We start from the raw sequence: 15,290 nt of genomic DNA, 5'->3' as shown, positions 1-15,290 counted from the left end.
GCCAAAGGTTAACCTTTTGTCGCGAAAGGCAAGAGGGTCAAGTGGCCGGCGCGCTCTCCGAATCGAGAAAAGTGCGCAGCGCAGCCTCGAATTCGCGTGGCTTTTCAGCGTGCAGCCAGTGGCCCGCACCCGGAAGCTTGGCGAAACGCGCGGCCGGGAAATAGGATTTGATCCGGTCGCGGTGCCCGGCCAGGACGTAATCGGATGCGCCACCCGACAGGAACAGGCAGCGCCCCCCGAAAGTGCCGCCAAGGTCCTCGGGCCAGCCGACGATCTTGGGCATTTCAGCCTCAAGCACGTCCAGGTTCAGACGCCAGGCCTTGTTCGGCACGTCCAGCGACTGGGTGAAGAAGCTTTGCAGCGCGGGTTCGACCCCGGCAGAGGTCAGTTGCGCCTCCGCCTCGGAGCGGCGGGTCAGCGTGGCAAGGTCCACCTGACGCATGGCGTCGATGAACATCGACTGGGTGTGGGAATATGCGACTGGCGCAATGTCGGCGACGATCAGTGTTCGGATCAGTTCCGGGCGCAGCAGTGCCAGGGTCATCGCCGTCTTGCCGCCCATCGAATGGCCGCAGAGGTCAACGGGACCGCCGACCGCCTCGATCAGTTCGGCCAGATCCCCGGCCATGTCGCGATAGCTTTGCGTCGATGCGCGCGGGCTGGTGCCGTGGTTGCGCATGTCGGGGGTGATGACATGGCGGCTGTCAGCGAGCCGTTTGGCGATCACGCCCCAGTTGCGGCCCGATCCGAAAAGGCCGTGGGCGATGATCAGCGAAGGCCGGTTGCCGGATGCGGTGCCATATTCAAGATAGTTCAGCATGGCCAAGGGTTAGCGCCATTGCGCCGAATGTGCCAGTCGCTTTAGGGCCTGTGGATACTCATCGTCGCCCACCCGCGCGAGACGGATTTTGCCGCTGGCGCCCTGATATGAGCGCAGCAATGTGATCATTGGAAGCGAACATCCGGGATGTCAGAGGCAAAATCCGCCCCGCCCCGAAGGGGTTTCGCCCAAATTGCCCATTTCTGCGCAAAGAGAGCTTGAAATAACTGGCTATTCCGCGCTCTCTTGCCTGGAACTGAGCAATTTTGGACTGAAACGGGTGGGCGAAGATGAGTGTCCACAGGCCCTAGATGTAGGCAATGTTGACCGAGAAAGACATCAACGCAAAGTCCCAGGCCCTGCTGCGGCTGCTCCAGGCCAAGCTGGGGGTCCGCGGGCGCGACCTGGAACAGGCGCTGCGCCGTGCAGGCCGCCGCCTGCCGCGCCGGGTGCGGGGGCAGGCCGCGCGTCTGGTTGCGGCCCAGAAGATGGCAGGCCATCCGAAACTGGCGCGGCAGCTGGACCCGCGCGAATTTTCCCAGGCCTATGCGGATGTCAGCGCGCATCTGGCCGCGATAGATGTGGCCGACAGACGCAAGGGGCGTCTGATCGGTCTTGCCGCTGTTGTGGCCGCGAACCTGTTGATCGTGATCACGGCCTTCCTGTTCTGGCTGTCGTGGCGCGGCTATCTTTGAACAAGGAAAATTTCGATGACCGTGACACGTATCGTCTGCAATTTCGCCAGTGCCGATGTGCCGGGACTGGCGGCTTTCTACAGCGAGCTGCTGAACCTGAACATCCTGATGGACCAGGGCTGGATCATCACGCTGGGCTCCGGTGAACTGGGGCCGGTCCAGATGAGCATCGCCGCGCAGGGTGGGGCCGGTGCGCCGGTGCCGGACATCTCGGTCGAGGTCGAGAACGTGGACGAGGTTCATGACCGCGCCCGTGCGATGGGGGCAACGATCACCTATCCGATCACCGACGAAAGCTGGGGCGTGCGGCGGTTCTTTGTTGCCGATCCGATGGGGCGCGAGATCAACATCCTGTCGCATTTCTAGCGCCAGCAGAGGCCAACGGTCCCGCGTTCAGGAGCCGTATTGCGCATCCGTGACAGGTTCAAGCCAGTCTGCGGTTGTGCCCTCCAGCGCCTCCTGCAGGGCGATATGGGTCATTGCGCAATCGGGGGCTGCCCCGTGCCAGTGTTTCTCGCCGGGGGCGAACCACACGACATCGCCGGGGGCGAGCCGGACGATTTCTTCGCCTTCTTTTTGCGCGCGGCCCGCGCCGGCCGTCACGATCAGGGTCTGGCCCAGTGGATGGGTATGCCAATTGGTGCGCGCGCCGGGCTCGAAGGTCACGGAAAGGCCATTGAGGCGCGCCGGGGCAGGGGCGCTGATCAGCGGGTCCATTCGGACAGTACCGGTGAAATACTCGGGATTGGGTCTGCTCGAAGGGCGCGACCCCGCGCGGTGAATGATCATCTGTTGTCTCCACATGAAATGCTGGGCGAGACGATCACCTTAAGGCGGTGCGGGCAAAAGATACAACGCGCCGCGTCATTCCGGACAGGCAGAAGCAACAGGCCTCGCTTGCTAAGGCTTCAGATATTCGGATCATCCGGGAGTTGCGGGCGCAGAAACCTGCGACTCGGGGCGCTGTATTGTCAGCGGTGGGCCCCCCCACGGTCCGCCGCTGTGCCGCGGGCCGTGGGGGTGCAGGTGGGCCGCTGGCCCACCTTCGTCTTTACAGGTTGGGGTACAACGGGAATTTCGCGCAAAGGGCTTCGACCTCGGCCTTGACCTTGGCTTCGACCTCGGCGTTGCCTTCCTCGCCGTTCTCGGCAAGCCCATCAACAACCTCGATGATCCAGTCCGCGATCTGACGGAACTCGGCCTCGCCGAAACCGCGGGTGGTCCCGGCGGGGGAGCCGAGGCGGATGCCGCTGGTCACAGTCGGTTTTTCCGGGTCGAAGGGAACACCGTTCTTGTTGCAGGTGATATGCGCGCGGCCCAGGGCCTTTTCGGTGGCATTGCCCTTCACGCCCTTGGGGCGCAGGTCGACCAGAACCACATGGGTGTCGGTGCCATGGGTGACCGTGTCCAGCCCGCCCTTGATCAGCTGATCGCTCAGCGCCTGGGCGTTCTTCACGACCTGCTGGATATAGGTCTTGAACTCCGGGCGCAGCGCCTCGCCAAAGGCGACGGCCTTGCCGGCGATCACATGCATCAGCGGACCGCCCTGGATGCCGGGGAAGATGGCGGAGTTGAACTTTTTCGCCAGCGCCTCGTCATTGGTCAGGATCATGCCGCCGCGCGGGCCGCGCAGGGTCTTGTGGGTGGTGGTGGTGGCCACATGGGCATGGGGGAAGGGCGAGGGATGTTCGCCAGCGGCTACGAGACCGGCAAAATGCGCCATGTCGACATGCAGATAGGCACCGACGGAATCGGCAATCTCGCGCATCCGGGCAAAGTCGATCTGGCGCGGGATGGCGGAACCACCTGCGATGATCATCTTGGGCTGATGCTCGGTTGCCAGTTCCTGAACCTGGTCGTAGTCCAGCAGGTTGTCCTGCTTGCGCACGCCGTACTGGATGGCGTTGAACCATTTGCCGGACTGGTTCGGCGCGGCCCCATGGGTCAGGTGGCCGCCAGCGTCCAGCGACATGCCCAGGATCGTGTCACCCGGCTGCAGCAGCGCCTGGAAAACCCCCTGATTCGCCTGGGAGCCGGAGTTCGGCTGGACATTGGCAAAACCGCAGTCAAACAGCTTGCAAGCCCGTTCGATGGCCAGATTCTCGGCCACATCGACCCATTCGCAGCCGCCGTAATAGCGCCGGCCCGGATAGCCTTCGGCGTATTTGTTGGTCATCACGGAGCCCTGCGCTTCGAGCACAGCGGCAGAGACAATGTTCTCCGACGCGATCAATTCGATCTCGTGGCGCTGGCGGCCGAGCTCGCCGGTGATGGAGGCCAGAAGTTCGGGGTCTGTCTGGGCCAGCGAGGCGGTGAAGAAATCTTTCATGCGAGGGCTCCTTTGAGGCCGGAAATTTCGTCGTTTCGTAGCGGAAAGGACGCTGGTCTGAAAGGCTGTAAAACGACGCAAATGCCAATATGCGCGGCAGCACTGGCAGCGATTGGCAATATGTGCTTGGTTCGGGGGAATACGGGCAGCATCGGAAACCTTCGCCATGATCTTTGAGATGTCTCGGACATGTCCATGAAAATCTCGTTTGTGGCCAGCCGCGCCGAGGTTGCGCAGACCGCCAAGGCTGTCCTGACGGGGCGCTATGGCAATGTCGCGTCGGAGGAGGCGGAGATTATCGTGGCGCTGGGCGGCGACGGATTCATGCTGGCCACCCTGCATGAGACCCAGGCGCTGGATCTGCCGGTCTACGGGATGAATCGCGGGACCATCGGCTTTCTGATGAACGAATACAGTGAAAGCGACCTGATCGAGCGGCTGCGCGCGGCGGAAACCGCCGTGATCAACCCGCTTGTCATGCAGGCCACCCAGATCAACGGAAACATGGCCACGGCGCTGGCCATCAACGAAGTCTCCCTGCTGCGGGCAGGGCCACAGGCGGCAAAACTGCAGATCTCGGTGGATGGGCGGCTGCGGATGCATGAACTGGTCTGTGATGGTGCTCTGGTCGCGACGCCTGCCGGCTCTACCGCGTATAATTATTCCGCCCACGGGCCGATTCTGCCGATCGGGTCGGATGTTCTGGCACTGACGGCGATGGCGGCCTTCCGGCCCCGGCGCTGGCGCGGCGCGCTGTTGCCGAAAGCGGCCAAGGTGCGGTTTGACGTGCTGGAACCGGAAAAGCGGCCGGTGATGGCCGATGCGGATGGCACGTCCTACCGCGATGTCGTGACCGTCGAGATCGCATCCGAACCTTCCGTCAAACATACGATCCTTTTCGATCCGGGTCACGGATTGGAAGAACGGCTGATTTCGGAACAATTCACCTGAAGCACGGCATCAGGGTCTCACCCTCTCCCGGCACACAGGGTTCTGCGCGGCCCCGATTGATACGGCAGGGCCGGGGCCGGGCGCGCGAAAATTCGCTTATCTGCTGGCCGTCAGCCAGGCGGCAACCCGGATATCCGGGAACAAAGACAGGCGGGGTCGCGTTGCTTCAATGAACCCGTAGGGCACAGGAGGTGCCAAAGCGGAATGAAGCAATCAAAGGAGAGCAGACATGAATTGGGACCAGATCAAAGGCAATTGGAAACAGATGACCGGCTCGATCAAATCCGAATGGGGCGAACTCACCGACGATGAGGTGACAGAGGCCGAAGGCGACCGCGAAAAGCTGGTTGGCAAGATTCAGGAGCGCTATGGCGTGGCCAAGGAAGAGGCCGAGCGTCAGGTGAATGAATTCGCCGCGCGGGTCTGAGACAGGCCAACAAAGATTGTGCAAGGGCGGTCCAAGCGGCCGCCCTTTGCTGTGAGGCCCCTGTGCTACCGGGTGTCTTAATCCGGTGCGCCCTGTAGCGTTTCCAGTTTATGTTGTATCGCCAATACCCTGCCGCGCCTCCGGCGCTCTCGGGACATTGGCGATGTTTCGCTTCAACGAAAACTGAAAACTTTAATCAAGCGTGAACAATTCCTGCCGCTCGGTGACGCCGCGCAGCCGGTACTGGCCCAGCGACACCAGCTCTGGCCGGGTCTCCCTAATCGGTTTTGCGACGGCGGAAGAGATGACAATCGTCTGATCCAGCGGGCCAGTCATGCCCAGGATACGCGCGGTGGTGTTCACCGCCGGTCCGATCACCGTGAAATCCAGCCGCGTCTTGCCCCCGATATTGCCATAAAGAACGTCTCCCGCATGCAGGGCGAGGGTGAAGCCGGTTGTCGTCAGGCCGTCCCTTGTGCGTTCTTCGTTCAGCCTGGCAAAAGCCGCGCGCAGCTCAAGGGCGGCATCAAGTGCCACGCGCCGCGCATCGGGGACCTCAACCAGATCGAAAATCGCCAGCATCCCGTCGCCCATGAATTTCAGCACATTGCCGCCATTGCGTTCGACCACCTCGACCGCGAGCGCGAAATAATCGTTCAGAAGGTCAATGATCGCGGTGCCCGGCAGGGTTTCGGACATCTTGGTGAAGCCTTGCAGATCGAAATACCAGATCACCGCCGAAATCGTTTCGGAGGATCCGCGGGTGATGGCACCCGACAGCACCCGCGCGCTGGCGTCGCGCCCAAGGTAGGCGGCGGTGATATCTTCGGCCATCAGACGGTTGGCACCGCTTTTCAGCGTCAGGCACAGGGCGGGCAGCAGGTTTCGGACCGCATCCAGCTGCGCCGTGGTGAACCCGCCGGGGGCATCGGTGGTCATGGAAATGGTCATGCCCTCTTCGCCCGCGTTGCGGGGATTGACCGGCGAGTCATGGTCAGCCCTGAGGAAAAAGCGCTTGGCGGCGTAATATTCCGTCCCGCCGCGCTCCCTCAACTCGTCGAAGATCGGAAAATTCATCGCCGGTTCAGGGTCCGTCAGTTTCTGCCGCAGTTCGGAAATATCGTGGGTCAGCAGGTAGTATAGCGGGCTTTGCAGGTATTCGTCGGGTGTGGTGGCGGAGCGTTGGTAGTCAAAGCGTTCATAGGCCCCGCTCCGGAACCAGCGAAAAGCCACAGCACCGATTTCCGGATGATGCGCCCGAAGCGACAGGTTGACCCGTTGCAGGGGGATGCCTGCCGCGACCAGTTTCTCGCAGCAGGCTTCGAGCCAGGTCTCGACGGGTGTGTTTTCCAGACCCTGCCGGATCAGCCAATTGGTCAGATCCGACAGCGCTGCCGCGAATTCAAAATCGGTGGCTCTAGATGTTTCCAAGGTGATCCTCCGAAGATTACCTATCCCTGAGCATAGCCTATAGTTTGCAGCGCTGCCCGGATTTCGTCCAGGATTGCCGGATCGTCGATGGTCGCGGGCATTTTGAAATCCTGATTGTCGGCGATCTTGACCATGGTGGCGCGCAGGATCTTGCCCGACCGGGTCTTTGGCAGGCGGTCCACCACAAGCGCCTGTTTGAAGGCGGCAACCGGGCCGATCTGATCGCGGATGCGTTTCACGCATTCGGCCGCGATCTCGGCGTGGGGTCGGTTCACGCCCTTGGACAGGCAGACAAAGCCGATCGGTGCCTGGCCCTTGAGCGCGTCGCCAACGCCGACCACGGCGCATTCGGCCACATCCGGATGTCCGGCAAGAACCTCTTCCATGGCGCCGGTGGACAGGCGGTGCCCCGCGACGTTGATCACATCATCGGTGCGCGCCATGATATAAAGGTATCCGTCCTCGTCCATCATGCCCGCATCGCCGGTTTCATAATAGCCGGGGAAGGTGGTCATATAGCTTTTGCGGAACCGGTCTTCGGCATTCCACAGGGTGGGCAGGGTGCCGGGGGGCAGGGGCAGCCTGATGGCGATGGCCCCCAGCGCGCCGGGTTTCTGCGGCTGGCCTGCCTCATCCAGGATCTGCACGTCGTAACCGGGCATCGGCACCGTCGGCGATCCGATCTTGACCGGCAGCGCCTCCAGCCCGGCGGGGTTGCCCGCGATGGTATAGCCGGTTTCGGTTTGCCACCAATGGTCATAGACCGGCTTGCCCAGTTTCTCCTGCGCCCAGATGATCGTGTCGGGGTCCGCGCGTTCCCCCGCGAGGTAGAGCGCGCGCAGGCAGGACAGGTCGTATTTCCGGATGAAGTCGCCCTCGGGGTCCTCGCGCCTGACGGCGCGGATCGCGGTGGGGGCGGTAAAGAAGGAGCGCACGTTATGCTCCGCGATGATGCGCCAGAAGGTGCCTGCATCCGGCGTGCCGATGGGTTTGCCTTCGAAGACCACGGTTGTGTTGCCATGCACCAGCGGACCATAGCAGATATAGCTGTGGCCCACGACCCAGCCCACATCGGATGCGGCCCAGAACACATCGCCGGGATCGACGTTGTAGATGTTCTTCATCGTCCAGTTCAGCGCGACCAGATGGCCCGCGGTATGGCGCACGACGCCCTTGGGCGCGCCGGTCGTGCCGGAGGTATAAAGGATATAGGCCGGATGGTTGCCCTCGACCGGTACACACCCGGCAGGGGTGGCCGCGTCACAGACCTCCGCCCAGTCCAGATCGCGGCCCGGGGTCAGATCGCAAAGGTGCTGTTCGCGCTGCAGGATCAGGCAGACCTCGGGCTTGTGCCGGGCCATCTCGATGGCGCCGTCCAGCAGGGGTTTGTATGCGACGACGCGCCCCGGCTCCAGCCCGCAGGAGGCGGCGAGAATCGCCTTGGGCGTGCAATCGTCGATGCGCACTGCCAGTTCGTTGGCGGCAAACCCGCCAAAGACCACCGAATGCACCGCACCGATACGCGCACAGGCCAGCATGGCGTCCAGCGCTTCGGGCACCATGGGCATATAGATGATCACCCGATCACCCTTGGTCACGCCCTGCGCCTGCAGCGCCCCGGCAAGCTTGGCCACACGGGTCTGCAATTCGGCGAAGGTGATCTTTTGCTTGGTCCCGGTGATCGGGCTGTCATGGATAATGGCGAGCTGATCGGCGCGGCCGTTTTCCACATGGCGGTCCACGGCGTTGTAACAGCCGTTGACCTGCGCATCGGCGTACCATTCGTACATGTCGGCGCCGCGGTCAAAGAGCGCCTTCTTCGGCGGTTCCACCCAGTCAATGGCCTTGGCGGCGTCAAGCCAGAAACCTTCCGGGTCCTGTTTCCAGGCCTCGTAGAGTGCGTGGTAGCCCATGTCTTCGTCCTCCCCGTTTGCAATTGGTTACGCGAGGGCAGGCCGCCCGAACAAGGGCCTTCGGCCCCGATGCGCCAGAAATGCAAAGAAATTTTCCGTATCCGTCCCGATGCCGCGCATGAGTTTACACCTATGTGACCGGATTGCGGCTGTTCTTTCCCGGCCCGCGTGCTAGGTCCGAGAAAGAGTAAATATTGCTTCCATTGACGGAGATGATTTTCATGCGCGCATCGACGCTTGCCTTCGGCCTTGCGGCCGCCACCCTGACGGCCATGCCCGCAACGGCACAGGAACGGTCCTTCAACTTCGCCCTGCGCGGCGGGGTTTCGGCGGCTCCCTCCTATCCCGGTGCGGATGATTTTACGATCGGGCCCGACATCGGTTTCACCTTTGGCGCGTTGACATGGGGCCCGGTGAATACGGGCAACGGCGTGCGCGCCATTCCGGACAACGGCTTTGCCCTGCGCGGCGCGTTCAAATACGTCGGCTCGCGCGATGTGGCGGACAACCCCGAGCTGGCCGGTCTGGGCGACATTGACGCCGCGGTTGAACTGGGCCTGGGCCTGATCTACCGCGAAACCAACTGGCAGGTCTTTGGCGAGGTCCGTCACGGCTTTGGCGGGCACCATGGTGTCACCGGCGCATTGGGCGGCGATCTGATCTTTCGCCCGAATGAGCGCCTGACCATCATGGCGGGGCCGCGCGTCAACTTCGGCAACACCGAATATGCCCAGACCTATTTCGGGGTGACCCCGGCGCAATCGGGGGCATCCGCCTTTGCTCCCTTCGCCGCAGAGGGCGGTGTGCTGGGCGCCGGTGTCACGGTCGAGGCGATCTATGCGCTGGATGACCGCTGGGCGCTGGAGGGGGCCCTGGCCTATGAACGGTTGCAGAATTCTGCCGCCGACAGCCCGATCACGGCAGCAGGTTCAGACGATCAATGGACCCTGCGTTTCGGGGTCAGCCGGGTCTTTGACTGGCGGTTCTGAGCCACCCTGAAAATTGATGTCGCAAATATGCCGGGCTGTCGAATATGCGACAGCCCGGCATTTTGCTTTGGACAAAGTGACCATCAGGGTCGGCATCCCGCCGGACCCGCGTCATGACAAGGTTCACGACAATGGGTGACAAGATCGCCAACAAGAAGAAGAAATCCCTCAAAGCTGCCAAGCCGGCACCAAAGGCCGCCGCGACCGTGGCAGATATCAAACCCGCCGCACCCCGCAAGTAAGGCGGATCAGGGCCGCCCCGGCGCAGGCCGGAGCGGCCCGCAGGCCTTATCCGTAATGCGTGACCGGCGTGCCGGCGATGGCCCCCACGTTCAGCAATCCGCGCGGGGTGATCGAGGGCGACACGATATGTGCACGGTTGCCCATGCCCATCAGGATCGGCCCCACTTCCAGCCCGCCGCCCTTCATTTTCAGGATGTTGCGCACGCCTGACGCCGCATCCGCATGGGCAAAGATCAGCACGTTTGCCGCCCCGCTCATCCGGTTTCCGGGCAACAACCGTTCACGCAGCGCCGGATCCAGCGCCGTGTCGATGTTCATCTCGCCCTCATAGCAGAAATCATCGCCCGCCGCGTCCAGTATCCCGATGGCGGCGCGCAGGCGTCCCCCGGTGCCGTCACCCTGATTGCCGAACTGCGATTGCGAGCAGAAGGCGATCTTGGGTTCAATCCCGAAACGGCGCACATGCCGTGCCGCCCCGCGTGCGACCTCGACGATCTGTTCGGGGCTGGGGTGCAGGTGGACATGGGTGTCGGCGATGAACAGTGGCCCATCCTCAAGGATCATCATGCTGAGCGCCCCATGCGGGCGCAAACCGTCGCGGCCCAGCACCTGTTCGACATAGTTCAGATGCCAGCGGAATTCCCCGAAGGTGCCGCAGATCAGGCTGTCGGCCTCGCCCCGATGCACCATGACCGCGCCGATGGCGGTGGTATTGGTGCGCATGATGGCCTTGGCGATGTCGGGCGACACGCCGCGCCGCGCCATCAGGTGATGATAGGTTTCCCAATAGTCACGATAGCGCGGATCGTTCTCCGGGTTCACCAGATCGAAGTTCTCGCCCAGACGCAGGTTCAGCCCCGCCTGTTCGATGCGCTTTTCGATGACCTCGGGGCGGCCGATCAGAATCGGCGTTTCCACCGTTTCCTCGATGATCGCCTGCGCCGCGCGCAGCACCCGCTCGTCCTCGCCCTCGGCAAAGACCAGCCGGCGCGGGGAAGCGCGGGCGGCCTCGAACACCGGGCGCATCACCAGGGCGGATTTGAACACCGACCCGTCCAGCTTGCGCTTGTAGGCCTCCAGGTCCTCGATCGGCCGCGCCGCGACGCCGGTTTCCATCGCCGCCCGCGCCACGGCAGAGGAGACAACGCCGATCAGGCGCGGGTCAAAGGGTTTGGGGATCAGGTATTCCGGCCCGAAGGTCATCTGCTCGCCCTGATAGGCGGCGGCGGCTTCGGCGCTGGTGGTGGCGCGGGCAAGGGCGGCAATCCCGTCGATACAGGCAAGCTGCATCGCGTCGTTGATGGTGCTGGCGCCCACATCCAGCGCGCCCCGGAAAATGAAAGGGAAACAGAGCACGTTGTTGACCTGATTGGGAAAATCAGACCGGCCTGTGGCAATGATCGCATCCGGCGCCACCGCGCGCGCGACTTCGGGCAGGATCTCCGGTGTCGGGTTGGCCAGCGCAAAGATGATCGGCCGGCTGGCCATCTTGGCCACCATCTCCGGCGACAGCACACCGGGGCCGGACAGGCCCAGGAACATGTCGGCATCGGGGATCACGTCATCCAGCGTGCGCAGCTTGGTGTCCTGCGCGAATTCGGATTTGATCGGGTTCATGTCCTCCTCACGGCCCTTGTAGACCACGCCGTGAATGTCGCAGAGCCAGACGTTTTCGCGCTTCACCCCCAGTTTCAGCAACATGTTGAGACAGGCAATGCCAGCCGCCCCGCCGCCGGTGGAAACGATCTTGATGTCTTCGAATTTCTTGCCCGCGACATGCAGCGCATTCTTTGCCGCCGCGCCGACCACGATGGCCGTGCCATGCTGGTCGTCGTGAAAGACGGGGATATTCATCCGCTCGCGGCAAATTCGTTCAACGGTAAAGCAATCCGGTGCCTTGATGTCCTCAAGGTTGATCGCCCCAAAGGACGGTTCCAGCGCGCAGACGATATCGGCCAGCTTTTCAGGGTCGCTCTGATCCAGTTCGATGTCGAAACAGTCGATGTTGGCGAACTTCTTGAACAGGACCGCCTTGCCCTCCATCACCGGTTTCGACGCCAGCGCACCGATATTGCCCAATCCCAGTACCGCCGTCCCGTTGGTGACAACGGCCACCAGGTTGGCGCGCGCGGTATAGAGCGCTGCGGTTGAGGGATCGGCCTTGATTTCAAGGCATGCCTCGGCCACCCCGGGAGAATAGGCGCGCGACAGATCACGCCCGTTCGCCAGCGGCTTGGTTGCCCTGATCTCAAGCTTTCCGGGCTTTGGAAGGGCATGATAGTCAAGCGCGGCTTGTCGCTGGTTGGAGGTGTCGGACATGCGCTGGTGCTCCTGTTGAAATTTTGTTTAATGTTAAACTATCTGGTTTTCATGCGCCAGAATGTCATATGCCAGTTGCTTTGGCAAAGCCCCATTGCAAAGCCGTGTTTGCTTTTCCGGGACGGTTGTTCCGCTTGACGGGCGGGAACAGGGGTTTTGTCCTTTGATACTTTCTGCGAGGGTTTTTATACAATGCGTGACAGGGGGTGATCATGAGTTCAGATTTGCGGCAGGCAGCGGTCGAGGTGCGCGAGAACGCGCATGCGCCCTATTCGGGCTTCAAGGTCGGGGCAGCCCTGCGCAGCGCATCCGGCGCAATCTATGTCGGCTGCAACGTGGAGAATGTCGCCTATCCCGAAGGCACCTGCGCCGAGGCGGGGGCGATTGCCGCCATGGTCGCCGCCGGAGAGACAGAGCTGAAAGAGGCATATGTGGTTGCCGACAGCCCGATGCCGGTCACGCCCTGCGGCGGCTGTCGCCAGAAACTGGCGGAATTCGGCGCTGGTGAGGTGCCCGTGACCATGGCCACGCTTGCAGGTGTCGAACAGGGCACCACAATTGCCGATCTGCTGCCCGGCAGTTTCACCGCCGCCTATATGGAGGGGCAGGGATGAATGCCCGTGCCATCCTGGCAAAGCTGAGACAACGTCAGACCCCCACGCGCGACGAACTGGGATGGTTTGCCCGGGCGCTCGCCGATGGCCAGGTCAGCGATGCGCAGGCCGGGGCCTTTGCCATGGCGGTCTGCCTGAACGGGCTTTCGGATGTGGGAAGGGTGGCGCTGACCCTGGCGATGCGCGATTCCGGCCGGGTGCTGTCCTGGGATCTGGATGGTCCGGTGCTTGATAAACACTCGACCGGGGGCGTGGGCGATTGTGTGTCGCTGCTGCTGGCCCCGGCGCTTGCGGCCTGCGGGGCCTATGTGCCGATGATCTCGGGGCGCGGGCTGGGCCATACCGGCGGCACGCTCGACAAGCTGGAGGCGATACCCGGCTTCGGCACCCAGCCCGATGAACAGCGGTTCCGGCAGATCGTGGCGCAGGCCGGCTGCGCCATTGTCGGGGCGACAGCGGATATCGCCCCGGCGGACAAACGCCTTTATGCGGTGCGCGATGTCTCCGCCACGGTGGAATCGCTGGACCTGATCACCGCCTCCATCCTGTCCAAGAAACTGGCAGCCGGGGTCGACGGGCTGGTTCTGGACGTCAAGGTCGGCAGCGGGGCCTTCATGAAGGACCTTGCCGCGGCTCAGGCCCTGGCAGAGGCGCTGACCAAGACGGCCAATGCGGCGAAATGCCGGACCACTGCGGTGATCAGCGACATGAGCCAGCCGCTGGTGCCCAGCCTGGGCAACGCGCTGGAGGTGGCTGAGGTGATGCGGGTGCTGACCGGCACGGGCCGTGGCCCCATCGTGGATGTGGCGGCAGCCCTGGGGGGCGTTCTGCTGGCCAACAGCGGGTTGGTGGCCGATGTGCAGGACGGGGCCGATGCCATTGCCAAGGCGATCCGCAACGGTGCCGCCGCCGAGCGTTTCGGCAGGATGATCAGCGCCATGGGCGGGCCGGTCGGATTTGTCGACAGCTGGCAGCGCTTCCTGCCCGAGGCCAGCATCATCCGCGAGGTCAAGGCCCCCTCGGGCGGCTATGTGCGCGCCATTGATGGCGAGGCGCTGGGCCTTGCCGTGGTGCAGCTTGGCGGCGGACGCGAGGTGGAAAGCGATCACGTCAATCCCGCCGTCGGCCTGTCGGAGGTGGTGCGGCTTGGCGCGAAGATCGGCAAGGGGCAACCCCTCGCCGTGGTCCATGCGGCACGCTCGGATCAGGCGGACCGGGCGGCAGCGGCGGTGGTGGCGGCGATCACGCTGGGGCCATCGCGGCCCAAGCTGCCGGATCTCATCATCGAAAGGGTCGGATGATGCCGCGCGCCTTTCTGGTGGTGATGGATTCCGTCGGGATCGGCGGCGCGCCGGACGCGGAGAGCTATTTCAACGGCGATGTGCCGGACACCGGGGCCAATACGCTGGGCCATATCATGCAGGCCTGCGCGCGGGGGGGCGCGGAGGAGGGGCGCAGCGGCCCGCTGAAGCTGCCCAACCTGATGGCGCTGGGCCTTGTTGAAGCAATGGCGCTGGCCGAGGGTGAGACGGTGCCGCCGAGTGCGGGCAACGCCACCTTCGGTGCCGCGACCGAGGTCTCGCGGGGCAAGGACACCCCCTCGGGTCATTGGGAACTGGCGGGCCTGCCGGTGCCCTGGGACTGGCACTATTTCCCGGACAAGCGCCCCGCCTTTCCAGATGACCTCGCCGATTTCGTGGTCGAGGCTGCGGGGACGACAGGCATCCTGGGCAACTGCCATGCCTCCGGCACCAGGATCATCGCGGATCTGGGCGCGCAGCATTGCGAGACCGGCTGGCCGATCTGCTATACCTCCGCCGATTCCGTGTTCCAGGTCGCGGCCCATGAGGAGTGCTTCGGGCTGGACCGTCTGCTGACGCTGTGCAAGGCCATCGCGCCGCGCCTGCATGGGATGACGGTGGGCAGGGTGATCGCCCGGCCCTTTACCGGCAGCGCGGACGAAGGCTTCACCCGCACCGCGAACCGCCGTGATTTCGCCATCATGCCACCCGCGCCGGTTCTGACCAACTGGGTGCAGGACGCCGGACAAAAGGTCTATGCGGTGGGCAAGATCGGGGACATCTTTTCGATGCAGGGCATCGACGAGGTCCGCAAGGGCACCGATGCCCAGCTGATGCGCCACCTGGGCGACCTGGTGGAAGAGGCCGAGCCGGGCAGCCTGACCTTCGCCAATTTCGTGGAGTTCGACAGCCTTTATGGTCACCGCCGTGACGTCGCGGGCTATGCCCGGCATCTGGAATGGTTCGACACCGAGATCGGCAAGCTACTGGGGCGGCTGCAACCCGGTGACATCATGGTGCTGACCGCCGATCACGGCAATGATCCGACCTGGGTTGGCACAGATCACACCCGCGAGCGGGTGCCGGTGCTGGTGGCGGGCGACACTGCGGGGCCGCTGGGGCTGATCGGTTTTCGGGATGTCGCCGCACTGGTGGCGCGCCACCTCGGCGTCGGCACGGGCGGATAGGGGGGCGGGGGGCGCTGCCCCCATCGGCAAAGCCGATTCCCCCGGGTATATTTAAGGCCAAAAAGAGCAGG

At 63.5% G+C, this 15,290-nt stretch carries 15 protein-coding genes; 9 read left to right on the top strand and 6 right to left on the bottom strand.

The window, feature by feature from the left end:
* Positions 1-37 precede the first annotated feature (37 nt).
* On the bottom strand, positions 38-820 hold the full coding sequence (locus tag PVW51_RS05025) for an alpha/beta fold hydrolase (RefSeq protein ID WP_274573839.1): 783 nt from the start codon (positions 818-820) through the stop codon (positions 38-40).
* Between the two features lie 320 nt (positions 821-1,140).
* Between PVW51_RS05025 and PVW51_RS05020 the strand changes: the two genes are divergently transcribed.
* Together PVW51_RS05020 and PVW51_RS05015 are read left to right on the top strand one after the other, a co-directional pair.
* Positions 1,141-1,515 carry a hypothetical protein gene (locus PVW51_RS05020; protein ID WP_269361175.1) on the top strand — a complete coding sequence of 125 codons (375 nt, stop codon included), beginning with the start codon at positions 1,141-1,143 and terminating at the stop codon, positions 1,513-1,515.
* Between the two features lie 15 nt (positions 1,516-1,530).
* Entirely contained in the window at positions 1,531-1,881 is a 351-nt protein-coding gene (locus PVW51_RS05015) for a VOC family protein (protein ID WP_269361173.1), read from the top strand.
* A gap of 27 nt (positions 1,882-1,908) precedes the next feature.
* Here the strand turns inward: PVW51_RS05015 and PVW51_RS05010 are convergent, their stop codons facing one another.
* Together PVW51_RS05010 and glyA are read right to left on the bottom strand one after the other, a co-directional pair.
* Complete coding sequence (locus PVW51_RS05010) at positions 1,909-2,304, bottom strand: (R)-mandelonitrile lyase (RefSeq protein WP_274573838.1); 396 nt, start codon at positions 2,302-2,304, stop codon at positions 1,909-1,911.
* Between the two features lie 262 nt (positions 2,305-2,566).
* The gene (gene glyA / locus PVW51_RS05005; RefSeq protein ID WP_274573837.1) at positions 2,567-3,844 is read right to left on the bottom strand and encodes a serine hydroxymethyltransferase; all 1,278 of its coding nucleotides are present in this window, start codon (positions 3,842-3,844) and stop codon (positions 2,567-2,569) included.
* A 189-nt stretch (positions 3,845-4,033) separates the two neighbouring features.
* On the opposite strand from glyA, the gene PVW51_RS05000 reads away from it, so the two are divergent.
* Positions 4,034-4,795: an NAD kinase gene (locus PVW51_RS05000; RefSeq protein WP_205388209.1), complete on the top strand. Its 762-nt coding sequence runs from the start codon at positions 4,034-4,036 to the stop codon at positions 4,793-4,795.
* Positions 4,796-5,024: 229 nt separating this feature from the next.
* On the top strand, positions 5,025-5,222 hold the full coding sequence (locus PVW51_RS04995; protein WP_269361169.1) for a CsbD family protein: 198 nt from the start codon (positions 5,025-5,027) through the stop codon (positions 5,220-5,222).
* A 192-nt stretch (positions 5,223-5,414) separates the two neighbouring features.
* Here the strand turns inward: PVW51_RS04995 and PVW51_RS04990 are convergent, their stop codons facing one another.
* A complete protein-coding gene (locus tag PVW51_RS04990) occupies positions 5,415-6,653 on the bottom strand; it encodes an adenylate/guanylate cyclase domain-containing protein (protein WP_274573836.1) in 1,239 nt (412 codons plus the stop codon).
* A 20-nt stretch (positions 6,654-6,673) separates the two neighbouring features.
* Entirely contained in the window at positions 6,674-8,566 is a 1,893-nt protein-coding gene (locus PVW51_RS04985; protein WP_274573835.1) for a propionyl-CoA synthetase, read from the bottom strand.
* 221 nt (positions 8,567-8,787) lie between these two features.
* Between PVW51_RS04985 and PVW51_RS04980 the strand changes: the two genes are divergently transcribed.
* Both PVW51_RS04980 and PVW51_RS04975 read left to right on the top strand, forming a co-directional pair.
* On the top strand, positions 8,788-9,555 hold the full coding sequence (locus PVW51_RS04980; RefSeq protein ID WP_274573834.1) for a MipA/OmpV family protein: 768 nt from the start codon (positions 8,788-8,790) through the stop codon (positions 9,553-9,555).
* Positions 9,556-9,686: 131 nt separating this feature from the next.
* Positions 9,687-9,797 carry a malic enzyme gene (locus tag PVW51_RS04975; protein ID WP_114275121.1) on the top strand — a complete coding sequence of 37 codons (111 nt, stop codon included), beginning with the start codon at positions 9,687-9,689 and terminating at the stop codon, positions 9,795-9,797.
* A gap of 46 nt (positions 9,798-9,843) precedes the next feature.
* Here PVW51_RS04975 and PVW51_RS04970 read toward each other — a convergent pair whose 3' ends face one another.
* Positions 9,844-12,117: an NADP-dependent malic enzyme gene (locus PVW51_RS04970; protein ID WP_274573833.1), complete on the bottom strand. Its 2,274-nt coding sequence runs from the start codon at positions 12,115-12,117 to the stop codon at positions 9,844-9,846.
* A 212-nt stretch (positions 12,118-12,329) separates the two neighbouring features.
* Between PVW51_RS04970 and PVW51_RS04965 the strand changes: the two genes are divergently transcribed.
* The 3 genes from PVW51_RS04965 to PVW51_RS04955 are packed head-to-tail and all read left to right on the top strand — an operon-like array spanning position 12,330 to position 15,219.
* Positions 12,330-12,731: a cytidine deaminase gene (locus tag PVW51_RS04965; protein ID WP_274573832.1), complete on the top strand. Its 402-nt coding sequence runs from the start codon at positions 12,330-12,332 to the stop codon at positions 12,729-12,731.
* Positions 12,728-14,032, top strand: coding sequence for a thymidine phosphorylase (locus tag PVW51_RS04960; protein ID WP_274573831.1), 1,305 nt, complete (start codon positions 12,728-12,730; stop codon positions 14,030-14,032). Before PVW51_RS04965 ends, PVW51_RS04960 begins: the two co-directional genes overlap by 4 nt.
* A complete protein-coding gene (locus PVW51_RS04955; RefSeq protein WP_274573830.1) occupies positions 14,032-15,219 on the top strand; it encodes a phosphopentomutase in 1,188 nt (395 codons plus the stop codon). Before PVW51_RS04960 ends, PVW51_RS04955 begins: the two co-directional genes overlap by 1 nt.
* Positions 15,220-15,290: the final 71 nt, after the last annotated feature.

Origin of the sequence: Sulfitobacter sp. PR48, from assembly GCF_028807335.1 — a bacterium.
Taxonomy (GTDB): Bacteria; Pseudomonadota; Alphaproteobacteria; order Rhodobacterales; family Rhodobacteraceae; genus Sulfitobacter.
The sequence above is the reverse complement of the archived record's forward strand: the minus strand, read 5'-3'. Positions and strand labels throughout refer to the sequence as shown.